The sequence below is a fragment of the Streptomyces sp. R41 genome (assembly GCF_041053055.1).
Taxonomy (GTDB): domain Bacteria; phylum Actinomycetota; class Actinomycetes; order Streptomycetales; family Streptomycetaceae; genus Streptomyces.
Window position 1 is genome coordinate 1,340,434 of sequence record NZ_CP163443.1, and the last position, 13,151, is coordinate 1,353,584.

At 69.4% G+C, this 13,151-nt stretch carries 12 protein-coding genes; 5 read left to right on the forward strand and 7 right to left on the reverse strand.

From position 1 onward, the window contains the following. Positions 1-19: 19 nt before the first annotated feature. Positions 20-1,288 (reverse strand): ABC transporter substrate-binding protein, encoded by a 1,269-nt coding sequence (locus tag AB5J53_RS06470; RefSeq protein ID WP_369252084.1) that lies wholly within the window; start codon positions 1,286-1,288, stop codon positions 20-22. A 267-nt stretch (positions 1,289-1,555) separates the two neighbouring features. Here AB5J53_RS06470 and AB5J53_RS06475 point away from each other — a divergent pair, with 267 nt between their 5' ends. Beyond that, on the forward strand, positions 1,556-3,577 hold the full coding sequence (locus tag AB5J53_RS06475; protein WP_369244649.1) for an NPCBM/NEW2 domain-containing protein: 2,022 nt from the start codon (positions 1,556-1,558) through the stop codon (positions 3,575-3,577). Positions 3,578-3,819: 242 nt separating this feature from the next. Here the strand turns inward: AB5J53_RS06475 and AB5J53_RS06480 are convergent, their stop codons facing one another. Continuing rightward, entirely contained in the window at positions 3,820-4,773 is a 954-nt protein-coding gene (locus tag AB5J53_RS06480; RefSeq protein WP_369244650.1) for an ROK family protein, read from the reverse strand. Between the two features lie 148 nt (positions 4,774-4,921). On the opposite strand from AB5J53_RS06480, the gene AB5J53_RS06485 reads away from it, so the two are divergent. After that, positions 4,922-6,016, forward strand: coding sequence for a LacI family DNA-binding transcriptional regulator (locus AB5J53_RS06485; protein WP_369244651.1), 1,095 nt, complete (start codon positions 4,922-4,924; stop codon positions 6,014-6,016). A gap of 3 nt (positions 6,017-6,019) precedes the next feature. Further along, a complete protein-coding gene (locus AB5J53_RS06490; protein ID WP_369244652.1) occupies positions 6,020-6,766 on the forward strand; it encodes a hypothetical protein in 747 nt (248 codons plus the stop codon). Positions 6,767-6,871: 105 nt separating this feature from the next. On the opposite strand, the gene AB5J53_RS06495 is transcribed toward AB5J53_RS06490, so the two are convergent. Beyond that, the gene (locus AB5J53_RS06495; RefSeq protein WP_369244653.1) at positions 6,872-8,176 is read right to left on the reverse strand and encodes an aldolase/citrate lyase family protein; all 1,305 of its coding nucleotides are present in this window, start codon (positions 8,174-8,176) and stop codon (positions 6,872-6,874) included. Positions 8,177-8,371: 195 nt separating this feature from the next. Between AB5J53_RS06495 and AB5J53_RS06500 the strand changes: the two genes are divergently transcribed. Next, positions 8,372-9,265 (forward strand): endonuclease/exonuclease/phosphatase family protein, encoded by an 894-nt coding sequence (locus tag AB5J53_RS06500; protein WP_369244654.1) that lies wholly within the window; start codon positions 8,372-8,374, stop codon positions 9,263-9,265. A gap of 53 nt (positions 9,266-9,318) precedes the next feature. Here the strand turns inward: AB5J53_RS06500 and AB5J53_RS06505 are convergent, their stop codons facing one another. The 4 genes from AB5J53_RS06505 to AB5J53_RS06520 all read right to left on the reverse strand — a co-directional run bounded on the left by AB5J53_RS06505 (position 9,319) and on the right by AB5J53_RS06520 (position 12,516). Continuing rightward, on the reverse strand, positions 9,319-10,281 hold the full coding sequence (locus AB5J53_RS06505) for an electron transfer flavoprotein subunit alpha/FixB family protein (RefSeq protein WP_369244655.1): 963 nt from the start codon (positions 10,279-10,281) through the stop codon (positions 9,319-9,321). A gap of 99 nt (positions 10,282-10,380) precedes the next feature. Continuing rightward, positions 10,381-11,166 carry an electron transfer flavoprotein subunit beta gene (locus AB5J53_RS06510; RefSeq protein ID WP_369244656.1) on the reverse strand — a complete coding sequence of 262 codons (786 nt, stop codon included), beginning with the start codon at positions 11,164-11,166 and terminating at the stop codon, positions 10,381-10,383. Between the two features lie 219 nt (positions 11,167-11,385). After that, entirely contained in the window at positions 11,386-11,895 is a 510-nt protein-coding gene (locus tag AB5J53_RS06515; RefSeq protein ID WP_369244657.1) for a flavin reductase family protein, read from the reverse strand. A gap of 207 nt (positions 11,896-12,102) precedes the next feature. Next, positions 12,103-12,516, reverse strand: coding sequence for a TlpA family protein disulfide reductase (locus AB5J53_RS06520; protein ID WP_369244658.1), 414 nt, complete (start codon positions 12,514-12,516; stop codon positions 12,103-12,105). Positions 12,517-12,591: 75 nt separating this feature from the next. On the opposite strand from AB5J53_RS06520, the gene AB5J53_RS06525 reads away from it, so the two are divergent. Beyond that, entirely contained in the window at positions 12,592-13,008 is a 417-nt protein-coding gene (locus AB5J53_RS06525) for a DUF4395 domain-containing protein (RefSeq protein WP_369244659.1), read from the forward strand. Positions 13,009-13,151 lie beyond the last annotated feature (143 nt).

Consider the following 13,151-nt stretch of genomic DNA (forward strand, 5'->3'; position numbering starts at 1 on the left):
GGAACGTCTTCCCCCAGGTTCAGCCGACGGGCGACGAGAAGATGGTCTTCTTCTGTCGTTCGATGCTGTTGCAGAGACCGTCGACGTCCTTCGGATTGCCGATGAAGTCCTGGATCGCCTTGATCATCACGGTCGAGGCGAAGTCGGGCCGGGTGTCGCGGTCCATGAACTGTGAGATCTGTTTGGCGCCCGAGACGAGTTGGGCCGATTTCTTCTGCAGGGCGCTGTACTTGGAGGTGTCGGCGCCGTCGTTGACCGCCACATTGTTGGGGTCGAGGGCGAGGTAGGTGTCCTCGGCCTTGGGTGTGCCGAGCCACTTCAGCAGGGCCCTGGCGCCGTCGAGGTTCTTCGACTTCTTGGCGACGAGGAACCCGTCGATGGGCGCCTCCACTGCGTCCTGCGCGTACTGCGGGTCGATCTCGGGGAAGGCGAAGAAGTCGATGTCGTCACGCTCGCTCGCAGGGAACTGGGTGCCGGGGTGCGGCATTCCGAAGACCGCCATGCCCGTCTTGCGCTGCTGGAGGCTCTGCCCGGCCTCCTCCCAGGTACGGCCGAGGGCGCCCTTCTGGTAGTACGGCATGAGTTCGCGCCAGGTGTCGAAGACCTTCTTGACCTTGGTAGCGGTCCACGACTCGTCGCCCGCCATCAGCGACTTGTGGAAGTCGTATCCGTTCAGACGCATGTTGATGTAGTCGAAGGTGCCCATCGCGGGCCAGCCGTCCTTGTCGCAGAAGGCGACCGGAGTGCCGTCCTTGGACATCTTCTTGGCGAGCGCGATGAACTCGTCCCAGGTCTTCGGCTGTTGGTAACCCTTGCTCTGGAAGAGGCTCTTCCGGTGGAAGACCGCCCACGGGTAGTAGTAATAGGGCACGAAGTACTGCTTGCCCGCGTGCGTGGACTGTTCCTTGAGCGCGTCGGAGAATCCGCTGAAGCCGCTCCACACGTCGCTGATCTCGTGCAGGAGCCCCTTCTCCGCGAAGTACTGCATGCGATATCCGGCGAACCACATGAAGACGTCGTCGGGCGTGCCCTGGAGATAGCGGTTGATGTTCTCCTGGAAGTCGTTGTGGTCCTTGGTGTTGACCTTGACCTTCTTGCCGGACTTCTTCTCGTACGCCGCGAAGGCCGCCGCGTACGCCTTCTTGGGGACCGGGTCCGACGCGTTGGACCCCACCGTTACTTCGTTCTTGTTTCCACCGGGTCCGTCGCCGCACGCGGACAGCAGGGCGGGGAGTGTGAGCGCGCCGGCTCCGACGGCCGCACCACGCAAGAGATTTCGCCGGGACATCCGATGTCCTGTCGTGCCTCCGGGCACGATGAGCCCCTTCAACGATGACTGTGCCATGTCCCCCTCCTCGGGGTGCCACCCAACACAACCGAACGCGAGGCTTGGATCTCACTCCCAAGTGGGGGTGCCGTCAAGGGTTCCGACGAGATATCGAACAACCGTTACCACTTCTCTTCCAACAGAGTCGGACAGGTCCTACCGTAAACGCGCACCATTGTCGCGGACATGTAGACATCCAACCTTTCGCGAGTTCGGAGGAACGTAACGATGCGTCACCTTCACACCCGCACAACCCGCCGAAGAGTGGTCGGAGCGCTGGCCGCAGGACTGTTGTGTACGACCGGGCTCATGGCGCCCGCCTTCGCCGCCCCCGCCCAGGAACCCGGCTCCCCCACGACGGCGGACGGCCTCGCCCTCACCCCGCCGATGGGCTTCAACAACTGGAACTCCACGCACTGCCGCGCCGAGTTCAACGATGACATGGTCAAGGGCATCGCGGACATCTTCGTCGACAAGGGCCTCAAGGACGCCGGGTACCAGTACGTCAATCTGGACGACTGCTGGGCCCTGCCGTCCCGAGACGCGAACGGCAAGTTGGTGCCCGACCCGGTGCGATTCCCCCATGGAATCAAGGCGGTTGCCGACTACGTGCACGCCAAGGGGCTCAAGCTCGGCATCTACACCAGCGCGGGCACCAAGACGTGCAACAGCGCGGGATTCCCCGGCGCTCTCGGCCACGAGTACAGCGACGCCCAGCAGTTCGCCGACTGGGGTGTCGACTACCTCAAGTACGACAACTGCAACAACCAGGGCGTGGACGCCAAGTTGCGGTACACCACAATGCGTGACGCTCTGAAGGCGACCGGGCGCCCCATCGTCTACAGCATCTGCGAGTGGGGCCAGAACAAGCCCTGGGAATGGGCGTCGGACGTCGGACATCTGTGGCGTACGACCGGGGACATCAGCGACAGTTGGGGCTCGATGCTGTCGATCCTCAAGCAGAACCTGCCGCTCGCCCCGTACGCCGGTCCCGGGCACTGGAACGACCCGGACATGCTGGAGGTCGGCAACGGCGGCATGACCGACACCGAGTACCGCTCGCACTTCTCCATGTGGTCGATCATGGCGGCGCCGCTGCTGATCGGCTCCGATCTGCGCAAGGCGTCCGCCGCGACCTTCGACATCCTCGACAACAAGGAGGTCATCGCGGTCGACCAGGACCCGCTGGGCAAGCAGGGCACCGTGCTCTCCTCCGAGGGCGGACGCTGGGTCGTCGCCAAGGAGATGAAGGACGGCAGCCGGGCGGTGGCGCTGTTCAACGAGACAGGCAGCGCGCAGCGGATCGCCACGACCGCGCGGGACGTGGGCCTGCCCGAGGCGGACGCCTACACACTGCGCGATCTGTGGCAGCACAAGAGCTACAACACCGCGGGCACCATCTCGGCGACCGTCCCCGCGCACGGAACCGTGCTGGTACGGGTCTCGGTCGACCCCCAGTGGGCCAAGAACCCGCCCGCCGTGGAACTCGGACTGGACGGAAGCCCGTTGGTCGAGGCGGGCAGGACGGCCTCCCTGACGTCGACTGTCACCGACCTCGGCCGGACGCCCGCGCAGCGCGTCTCCGTGACCTTGAGCGGACCGGAGGGCTGGACGGTCGCGGCGACCTCGCCGACGGGCGCGGGCACGGTGCCGACGGGCCGAGCCCTGCGTACGCAGTGGAAGGTCACCGCCCCCGCCGGCGCGGCCTCGGGCGCGTACGACCTGACGCTGAAGGCCACTTACCGCTCACCGACCGGTGGACGCGCCGAGAGCGTGCTGCCGCTGAAGGCTTCCGTGGTCGTGGCGCCGCCTTCCGGGGTCTCCTCCCTAGGTGACCTTCCGTGGCTGTCAACGGCCAACGGCTGGGGGCCGGTTGAGCGCAATACGAGCAATGGTGAGAGCGCCGCGGGCGATGGTCATCCGATCACTCTGGGCGGAGTCGTATACGCCAAGGGGCTCGGAGTGCACGCCGAGAGCGCCGTCGAGTACTACACGGGCAAGGCGTGCGAGACGGTCACCGCCGACGTCGGCGTCGACGACGAGAAGGGCGCCAAGGGCACCGTCGCCTTCGAGATCTGGGCCGACGCAACGAAGGTCGCCTCGACCGGAGTCCTCACCAACGCTATGCCGGCCCAGCCGATCACTGCCGACGTGACCGGTGCCCAGGTGGTCCGACTCGTCGTCACCGACGGCGGCGACGGGATCGACTCGGACCACGCGGACTGGGGGAACGCCCAGCTCAGCTGCTGAAGCCACGGAGGCGGGGTGAAGTCATGTCGGCCGGTCCCCCACGCTCGCCGTGTCCGCCGGCTTCGCCCTGAGCCCTGAGCCTGAGCCCTGAGTGGGGAAAGGGGGCGGTTGGGGGTTTGTTTCGCCCCCTCCGCCCCTTCCCGTCCCGTACCGGGGCGCTCCCCCCAGACCCCGCACCTCAATCGCCGGAGGTGCTGAAACTTACCCGCGCTGGAGGGTCCAGAGCGGCCGACCCTGGCCGCTCAGACGCCCGCCGCCGTCGCGCTCGGATTCCTGCTGAGCGCGGCCGCGGCCGCGCCGACCAGACCGGCGTCCGTGCCCATGAGGGCGGGCGCCACAATCAGCCGCCGTACGAAGGACAGTGTCGCGTAGTTGGCCAGGGCCTCGCGCAGCGGCGCGAACAGGACGTCGCCCGCCTTGCCCACTCCCCCGCCGATGACGGCGATGTCGATCTCGACGAGGGTCGCCGTGGCCGCGATGCCCGCGGCGAGCGCCTGCGCGGCCCGTTCGAAGGAGGCCACGGCCACCGGGTCGCCCGCACGGGCGGCCTCGGCCACCGCGGCGGCCGAGGTGTCGCCGTCGGGGCCGGGCCGCCAGCCGCCCTCCAGCGCGCGGCGGGCGATGTTCGGACCGCTCGCGATGCGCTCGACGCAGCCGCGGGAGCCGCACGGGCAGGCGTCGCCGTCGAGGTCGACGCTGATGTGCCCGATGTGGCCGGCGTTGCCCGTGGGGCCGGGGTGCAACTGCCCGTTCAGGACGAGCCCGCCGCCCACGCCCGTGGACACCACCATGCACAGCGCGTTGTCGTGGCCGCGGGCGGCGCCCTGCCAGTGCTCGGCCGCCGTGATGGCCACGCCGTCGCCGATCAGCCCGACGGGCAGCCCCGCCGTGGCCATGCGAACCCTCTCGACCAGCGGGTAGTCGCGCCAGCCCGGAACATTCACGGGGCTCACCGTGCCCGCGGAGGCGTCCACCGGGCCCGCGCTGCCGATGCCGACGGCCCGCGCCCTGCTCCACAGCGGGGAGACCGACAGCTCGCCGATGACCTCCTCGACGGCCCGCATCACGGTGTCGCCGTCCTCCTGCGCGGGCGTCGCGCGCTGCGCGCGCAGGAGGATCCGGCCGTGGCCGTCCACCAGCGCTCCGGCGATCTTGGTGCCGCCGATGTCGAGCGCGGCCACGAGGTCGGTGTGCATCTGAGTCAGGTCTCCCGGTGAACCTTGAGAAAAGGGCAGGCCGGTCTCGCGGTGCGGGCGCAGGCCAGAGATTGCGGTGGACAGTCTCTCCCGCATCTGACAACGTTGTCCAGGCTCTATGCTCGACGCCACATCCTCATACAACCCCATGGACCGACGCATCCCCGTGGACGACAGGACAGGACAGCACATCGTGGCCGAGACCGCCCACCGAGCAGACCGCCACTCCGGAACTCGCTACGGAAACCGTCCGACCATGAAGGACGTAGCGGCGCGTGCGGGAGTCGGCCTCAAGACTGTCTCGCGTGTAGTCAACGGCGAGCCGGGGGTCACCCCGGACACCGAGCGCCGCGTCCAGGAGGCCATCGACGCGCTGGGCTTTCGCCGCAACGACAGCGCGCGGGTGCTGCGCAAGGGCCGCACCGCCAGCATCGGCCTCGTCCTGGAGGACCTCGCGGACCCGTTCTACGGGCCGCTGAGCCGCGCGGTGGAGGAAGTGGCCCGTGCCCACGGCGCCCTGCTGATCAACGGCTCCAGCGCCGAGGACCCGGACCGCGAGCAGGAACTGGTCCTCGCCCTGTGCGCGCGCCGCGTGGACGGGCTCGTCGTCATTCCGGCCGGTGACGACCACCGCTATCTGGAGCCCGAGATAAAGGCGGGTGTCGCCACCGTCTTCGTGGACCGCCCGGCCGGAAAAATCGACGCCGACGTCGTCCTGTCGGACAGCTTCGGCGGAGCCCGGGACGGTGTCGCCCACCTCATCGCCCACGGCCACCGCCGGATCGGCTTCATCGGCGACATGCCCCGCATCCACACCGCCGCCGAGCGGCTGCGCGGCTACCGAGCCGCCATGGAGGACGCGGGCATACCGGTCGAGGACACCTGGATGTCCCTCGGCGTCACCGACCCGCAGCGGGTGCGCAAGGCGGCCGAGGACATGCTGTCCGGCCCCTCCCCCGTCACCGCGATCTTCGCCGGCAACAACCGCGTCACCGTCACGGTCGTCCGTGTCATCGCCGAGCGCGGCCGTCCCGTCGCCCTCGTCGGTTTCGACGACATCGAGCTCGCCGACCTCCTCCAGCCCGGCGTGACCGTCGTCGCCCAGGACGCCGCCGCGCTCGGCCGCACCGCCGCCGAGCGCCTCTTCCGTCAGCTCGACGGCCATCTCGTCACCCCGGAGCGCATCGAACTCCCGACGCGCCTGATCACGCGCGGCTCGGGGGAACTGCCGCCCGCGCACTGAGCCATGGGCGCCCCGGACCCCCGTACGCTCGAAGCCCTCGGCCTCGCCGAGGCACCGCGCGACCATCCGTTGAGCTATCCGGGCGCGTGGCCCGAGGAGTCCGGACTCCTCGACGGGGACCGGCTGTTGCCCCTGACACGCCTGGTGCACGAGGACCGCGTCCCGGTCGTGGCCGTCGGCTCCAACGCCTGCCCCGGCCAACTCCGGCACAAGATGGCGGAGTTCGAGGTGTCCGGCACGATTCCGATGGTGAAGGCGCGGGTCGCCGGCATCGGCGTCGGCGTGTCCGCCCACGTGAGCCTCATGGGGTACGTGTCCGCGTCGCCGTTCCATGCGCCAAGTGCGGTCAGCGAGTTGTTCGTCACCTGGCTCGACTCGGACCAGCTCGACGTCATCGACAGGAGCGAGGGAGTTTCCTCGGCGACCGGGGCGTACGACCGGGCGTGGCTTCCCTCGTCCGACATCCGGATCGAGTTGGAGTCCGGTGAGCGGCTGCCCGGTGCGTACGTCTACGTCAACCGGCGTGGGGTCCTTCACGACGGTGCCGCGGTGCCCCGCGCGCACCTCGGCGAGCGTGCGCTGCTCGTTTCGCTCCTCGCCGAATCACCGCGCCTGCGGGAGCTGTTCGGGCGGACGCCCGAGGAGTTCTGCGCGCGGGCGCGCTTCGACAGGGCGCTCTGCGCGCGTGGAACCCTGCTGTTCGCCGAGGAGCGGCTCACCATGGCCTCCGGTCTGGAGGGATACGTCTAGGTGGGTCGCTCCGCCCTCGACGGTGCGGGCCACATGCGGCTGGTCACGCCCACGTGGCGGCGGAGCCGCGCAATCTCACGGCCCCGCGCCCCTTGCGGTGGCTCTCTACTTCCCCGAGATGGTCAAGTCTCCTCGCCTCGGGCTCGCAAAGCCCTCCAGGCCCGCCCGCGTCAGACCCGTGACCCTCGCGACCTCCGCGATGTCCAGGGCGCCGCAGTCCAGGCCGCGCAGGAGGTAGCCGCTGAGGGCCTTGGCGGTGGCGGGCTCGTCCATGACGTCGCCTCCGGCGTGGGCGGCGTAGCGGGCGAGGCGGGCGGCGGCCTGCTCGAAGCCCTCGCGGTAGAAGGCGAAGACGGCCGCGTAGCGGGTGGGGATGTGGCCGGGGTGCATGTCCCAGCCCTGGTAGTAGGCGCGGGACAGGGCACGGCGGGTGAGGCCGTAGTGCAGGCGCCAGGCGTCGTGGACCTTCTCGGTCGGGCCGATGGGCAGGACGTTGGTGGAGCCGTCGCAGACGCGTACGCCGGTGCCCGCGGCGGCGACCTGCATGATCGCCTTGGCGTGGTCGGCGGCGGGGTGGTCGCTGGCCTGGTAGGCGGCGGAGACGCCGAGGCAGGCGCTGTAGTCGAAGGTGCCGTAGTGCAGACCGGTGGCGCGGCCCTCGGCGGCCTGGATCATCCGGGCGACGGTCGCGGTGCCGTCGGTGGCGAGGATGGACTGGCTGGTCTCGATCTGGATCTCGAAGCCGATCCGGCCGGGCTCCAGGCCGCGCGCCTTCTCGAACTCCTCGAGGAGCCGGACCATCGCGGTGACCTGCTCCGCGTACGTCACCTTCGGCAGCGTAAGGACGAGCCCGTCGGGCAGGCCGCCGGCCTCGATCAGGCCGGTGAGGAAGATGTCGAGGGTGCGGATGCCCCGGTCGCGTACCGGCGCCTCCATGCACTTCATGCGGATGCCCATGTACGGGGCCGCCGTGCCGCTCTCGTACGCCTCGGCGATCAGCCGGGCCGCGCGCGCCGCCGCCTCGTCCTCCTCGGCGTCCGGGCGCGGTCCGTAGCCGTCCTCGAAGTCGACGCGCAGGTCCTCGATGGGTTCGCGCTCCAGCTTGGCGCGTACGCGGTCATAGACGGGCTCGGCGAGCTCGTCGCTGAGGCCGAGGACGGCGGCGAAGGAGGCGGCGTCCGGGGCGTGCTCGTCGAGGGCGGCGAGGGCCTGGTCGCCCCAGGAGCGGATGGTGTCGGCGGCGAACACGTCACCGGGGACGTAGACGGTGTGGACGGGCTGCCGGGTGCCGGGGTCTCCGGGGTAGCGGCGCTCCAGTTCGGCGTCGACCGGGGCGAGGGAGGCGCTGATCTCCTCGCTGACGGCGCCCGCGAGGCTCGTCGCCACCTTCTCCTGCTGACCCTGACCCATCCCACACCCTCCACTTTTCCGCACTACGGAATCAACAATCCGTAGAATGAAGTTATCTGGGGACCTTCCCGCCGGTCAACACCCTCTTGGATCGCGGGACACCCCGACGCCCCGGCCCGTTCACTCTTGTCTCCGTTCCTTCTTCCACACTGCGGTGCACACCCTTCATCCTGACTCGCGACCGAAGGAGCGCACGTGTCGAACTCCACCAGAGTGACCCGGCGCATGGGGCTCAGGACCGCGGCGGCCGCCGCGATCGCCATGCCCCTGCTCAGTACGGCGCAGGCCTCCGCCACCCGGCACGGCGGCCGCCGCCTGGACGTCATGACCTTCAATCTCCGCTTCGCGAGCGGCGCCGAACCGAACAGCTGGAAAGCGCGCCGCCCCGTCATGCGCGAGCTGCTGCGCCGGGAGCGGCCGCATGTCTTAGGCACCCAGGAGGGTCTCTACCAGCAGGTCCGTGACGTCGGGACCGACCTCGGCCCGCACTACGAGTGGATCGGCACCGGCCGCGGGGGCGGCAGCCGCGACGAGTTCGTGGCGGTCTTCTACGACACCCGCCGCCTCGCACCGGTGGAGTACGACCACTTCTGGCTCTCCGACACCCCCGCGGTGATCGGTTCGAACACCTGGGGCGGCGTCTGCATCCGTATGGTCACCTGGGTCCGCTTCCGTGATCGGCGCGACGGGGAGCGGGAGTTCTATTTCCTCAACACCCACCTGGACAGCGCGAGTCAGAACGCACGCGCGCGTGGCGCCGCTCTGATCCGCGAGCGGATCGCCGGCCTCGACCGCTCTCTGCCGCTGCTCGCGACCGGCGACTTCAATGTCGCGGCCCACAAAAATCCGGTCTACGACACGATGCTGGGCGCCGGTCTCGTCGACACCTGGGACACGGCGGCCGAGCGCGGCCCGCTGTACGCCACCTTCCACGGCTACAAGCCACTGGTCCCGGACGGCGACCGGATCGACTGGATCCTCGCCACGCCGGGCGTGACCGCACACCGGGCGGCGATCAACACGTACGCCCTCAGCGGTCAGTTCCCGAGCGACCACCTGCCCGTGCAGGCGTCTCTGACCCTGGGATGAGCCGAGGCCCCCGTGACCGCGACGGTCACAGGGGCCTCGTGCCTCGGGGATGCTCAGCCCTTGCGGGACTTGATCTCCTCGGTGAGCTGCGGGACGACGTCGAAGAGGTCGCCGACCACGCCGTAGTCGACCAGGTCGAAGATCGGGGCCTCGGCGTCCTTGTTGATCGCCACGATCGTCTTGGACGTCTGCATACCGGCGCGGTGCTGGATCGCGCCGGAGATGCCGGAGGCGATGTACAGCTGCGGCGAGACGGACTTACCGGTCTGGCCGACCTGGTTGGAGTGCGGGTACCAGCCGGCGTCGACCGCGGCGCGCGAGGCGCCCACGGCGGCACCGAGGGAGTCGGCCAGCGCCTCGATGATCGAGAAGTTCTCGGCGCCGTTGACACCACGGCCGCCGGAGACCACGATCGCGGCCTCGGTCAGCTCGGGGCGGCCGGTCGACTCGCGCGGAGTGCGCGCGGTGACCTTGGTGCCGGTGGCCTTCTCCGAGAAGGAGACGGACAGTGCCTCGACGGTGCCGGCGGCCGGGGCGGCCTCGACGGGAGCCGAGTTCGGCTTGACCGTGATGACCGGGGTGCCCTTGGAGACGCGGGACTTGGTGGTGAAGGAGGCGGCGAACGCGGACTGCGTGGCCACCGGACCCTCGTCACCGGCCTCCAGGTCGACGGCGTCGGTGATGATGCCGGAGCCGATACGGACCGCGAGGCGGGCCGCGATCTCCTTGCCCTCGGCGGAGGACGGGACGAGCACGGCGGCCGGGGAGACGGCCTCGTACGCGGCCTGGAGCGCGTCCACCTTCGGGACGACCAGGTAGTCGGCGTACTCGGCGGCGTCGTGCGTGAGGACCTTCACCGCGCCGTGCTCGGCGAGCTGGGCGGCGGTGTTCTCGGCACCGGAGCCGAGGGCGACGGCGACGGGCTCGCCGATGCGGCGGGCCAGCGTCAGCAGCTCCAGGGTGGGCTTGCGGACGGCACCGTCCACGTGGTCGACGTAGACGAGAACTTCAGCCATGGGATTGGTCTCCTGCGGATTGCGAAGTCTGAGGGGCGTTAAGGGGGTTGGGCCTTCAATGCTGTGCCGGTCCGGGGGACGCCCCCCGGACCCCGGCAACTAGATGAACTTCTGGCCCGCGAGGAACTCAGCGAGCTGCTTGCCGCCCTCGCCCTCGTCCTTGACGATCGTGCCGGCGGTGCGCGCCGGGCGCTCGGCCGCGGAGTCCACCTTGGTCCAGGCGCCCTCGAGACCGACCTCGTCCGCCTCGATCTCCAGGTCCTCCAGGTCCCAGGACTCCACCGGCTTCTTCTTGGCGGCCATGATGCCCTTGAAGGAGGGGTAACGCGCCTCACCCGACTGGTCGGTGACCGACACGACGGCCGGGAGGGAGGCCTCCAGCTGCTCCGAGGCGGAGTCGCCGTCGCGGCGGCCCTTGACCACGCCGTCCTCGACGGAGACCTCGGAGAGCAGCGTGACCTGCGGGACGCCCAGGCGCTCGGCCAGCAGCGCGGGGACGACACCGGCGGTGCCGTCGGTGGAGGCCATGCCGGAGATGACCAGGTCGTAGCCGGCCTTCTCGATCGCCTTGGCCAGCACCAGCGACGTACCGATGACGTCGGTGCCGTGCAGGTCGTCGTCCTCGACGTGGATGGCCTTGTCCGCGCCCATGGAAAGCGCCTTGCGCAGCGCGTCCTTGGCGTCCTCGGGGCCGACGGTCAGCACGGTGATCTCGGCGTCGTCGGCGTCCTCGGCGATCTGCAGCGCCTGCTCCACCGCGTATTCGTCGAGCTCCGAGAGCAGACCGTCCACGTCGTCACGGTCGACGGTCAGGTCATCGGCGAAGTGCCGGTCGCCAGTGGCGTCGGGCACGTACTTCACAGTGACAACGATCCTCAAGCTCACGCCGGCTCTCCTACTGCATCGTCATTTCTGGGCTGCCTTCTTTCAGGCAGCATAGGCGCCTGAAGCGGCCGATCCCGGTCGGGGCGACCCGCGCTCCGAACGAAATATTACTCGTCAGTACACCCACTGAATGCCCACTAAGCAAGCGCTTTGAACTGTGACCTTGGCAACGCTGCGTAACCGACGGGTAGGACCGGCGAGTAGGACTGCCGAGTAGCTTCAGTCGCGCAGCCCGTTGAACCGCCCCTGGTGGTACAGGAGCGGGCGGCCCGCGCCCGAGGGGTCGCCGAGAACGACCTCGGCCAGCACGATGCGGTGATCGCCCGCGGGCACACGCGCGACGACCCGGCAGACGAGCCAGGCGAGCACGTCGTCGAGGACGGGAACTCCCTCGGGCCCTTTACGCCATCGGGTGGGCGCGCCGAAGCGGTCGGCGCCGCTCCTGGCGAAGGTGGCGGCCAGCTCCTGCTGGTGTTCGCCGAGTATGTGGACGCCGACGTGATCGGACTCGGAGATCGCGGGCCAGCTGGAGGCGCCGGTGCCTATGCCGAAGGAAATGACCGGGGGCTCGGCGGAGACCGAGGTGAGCGAGGTGGCGGTGAAGCCAACGGGGCCCCCGCCGCCAGGAGCCGTGATCACGGCGACACCGGCCGCGTGCCGCCGGAAGACGGAGCGCAGCAGGTCCGCAGAGGCGAGCTGAGGGGTGCCGAGGTCGGGCGTGGCCGTCATGGAACTGTCCTTCTGGGTGGAATGACGAGCGGGTCCGTGGCTGCTCAACAGCCAGGACACCGCGCACTCGCGGTGCGGGCCAGGTCCACGTGGACGCGCTCGAAGAGAAGGAGTTCCGGGGGCATACGGTCAGGCTGACGATAGTTGGTGCGCGCAGTCAAGTACGTCCCGGCATCTGGGAGATGCGTCACCATGATCGCCACGGCCTCACACGGCCTCTCCCAGCGCGGCGATCACATCCGCTTTGCGGGGCTGACCGGTGGCGCGCCGCACGACCCGCCCTTCCGCGTCGAGCACCAGCACGGTCGGGGTCTTCAAGATGTCGAGTTCGCGGACGAGTTCCAGGCGGTCCTCGGCGTCGATCTCGATGTGGGACACGCCCGGGACCATCTCGGCCACCTCGCCGAGGACCCTGCGTGTCGCCCGGCACGGGGCACAGAAGGCGCTGGAGAACTGGACGAGTGTGGCCCGTTCGCCGAGCCCTTCCCCCAACTCCGCCGCGCCGAGCCGCTTTCCGCCGTCGCGCCCGCGCACTCTCACCCTCCCGCTCCGCCGCTGATGCAGCACTCCGTACGCGCTCGCCAGCGCGAGCACCACCACGCACACCACAAGTCCGGTCATCCTCTGCACAAGCATTCACGAGACCGCAAAGATTCCCGACTCCACGAATCCCGCCCCGTACGGAATGCTTGATTCATGGACATCGATGTGAGGGGCCCACGATTCGGCGCGGCCGTGACGACCGTCGTGCTGGCGGTCGTGCTGATCACCGGCAGCGCATGGCTACTGGCCTGGCAGGTACTGGCGTTCGCGCTGGGCGCGGCGGGCGGAGTGGCGCGCTCTCCGTACGGCTGGCTGTTCCGGAAGGTCGTACGCCCGCGTCTTGGGCCGCCGACGGAGTTCGAGGCGCCCGAACCGCCGCAGTTCGCGCAGGCGGTCGGACTCGTCTTCGCCGTGGTGGGACTGATCGGCTACACGGCGGGACCGCAGTGGCTTGGGCTCGCGGCGGCCGGCTGCGCGCTCGCGGCCGCGTTCCTCAATGCGGCGTTCGGGTACTGCTTGGGATGCGAGATGTACCTGGTCGTGCGGCGCGTAACGGTTCGCTCGGAGTAAAGGTGAGTTAAAAGCCCGAGGTGGATCAAGCGGGTTACGTGACGAGGATCTCGCCGCTCCGCGGCACCAGGACTGGCCACTCGTTCGTTCTTGGGGCACGATCTGCGCAATGCCGTAAACCTACGGCTGCGTAACTTTCCCGC

Excerpts from the sequence above, each read along its gene's own strand:
- AB5J53_RS06515 (WP_369244657.1), bottom strand. The coding sequence starts at position 11,895 with ATGACGGCCACGCCCGACCTCGGCACCCCTCAGCTCGCCTCTGCGGAC.
- AB5J53_RS06485 (WP_369244651.1), top strand. The coding sequence starts at position 4,922 with ATGGACCGACGCATCCCCGTGGACGACAGGACAGGACAGCACATCGTG.
- AB5J53_RS06505 (WP_369244655.1), bottom strand. The coding sequence starts at position 10,281 with ATGGCTGAAGTTCTCGTCTACGTCGACCACGTGGACGGTGCCGTCCGC.
- AB5J53_RS06495 (WP_369244653.1), bottom strand. The coding sequence starts at position 8,176 with ATGGGTCAGGGTCAGCAGGAGAAGGTGGCGACGAGCCTCGCGGGCGCC.
- AB5J53_RS06520 (WP_369244658.1), bottom strand. The coding sequence starts at position 12,516 with ATGACCGGACTTGTGGTGTGCGTGGTGGTGCTCGCGCTGGCGAGCGCG.
- AB5J53_RS06490 (WP_369244652.1), top strand. The coding sequence starts at position 6,020 with ATGGGCGCCCCGGACCCCCGTACGCTCGAAGCCCTCGGCCTCGCCGAG.
- AB5J53_RS06475 (WP_369244649.1), top strand. The coding sequence starts at position 1,556 with ATGCGTCACCTTCACACCCGCACAACCCGCCGAAGAGTGGTCGGAGCG.
- AB5J53_RS06480 (WP_369244650.1), bottom strand. The coding sequence starts at position 4,773 with ATGCACACCGACCTCGTGGCCGCGCTCGACATCGGCGGCACCAAGATC.
- AB5J53_RS06470 (WP_369252084.1), bottom strand. The coding sequence starts at position 1,288 with ATGTCCCGGCGAAATCTCTTGCGTGGTGCGGCCGTCGGAGCCGGCGCG.
- AB5J53_RS06525 (WP_369244659.1), top strand. The coding sequence starts at position 12,592 with ATGGACATCGATGTGAGGGGCCCACGATTCGGCGCGGCCGTGACGACC.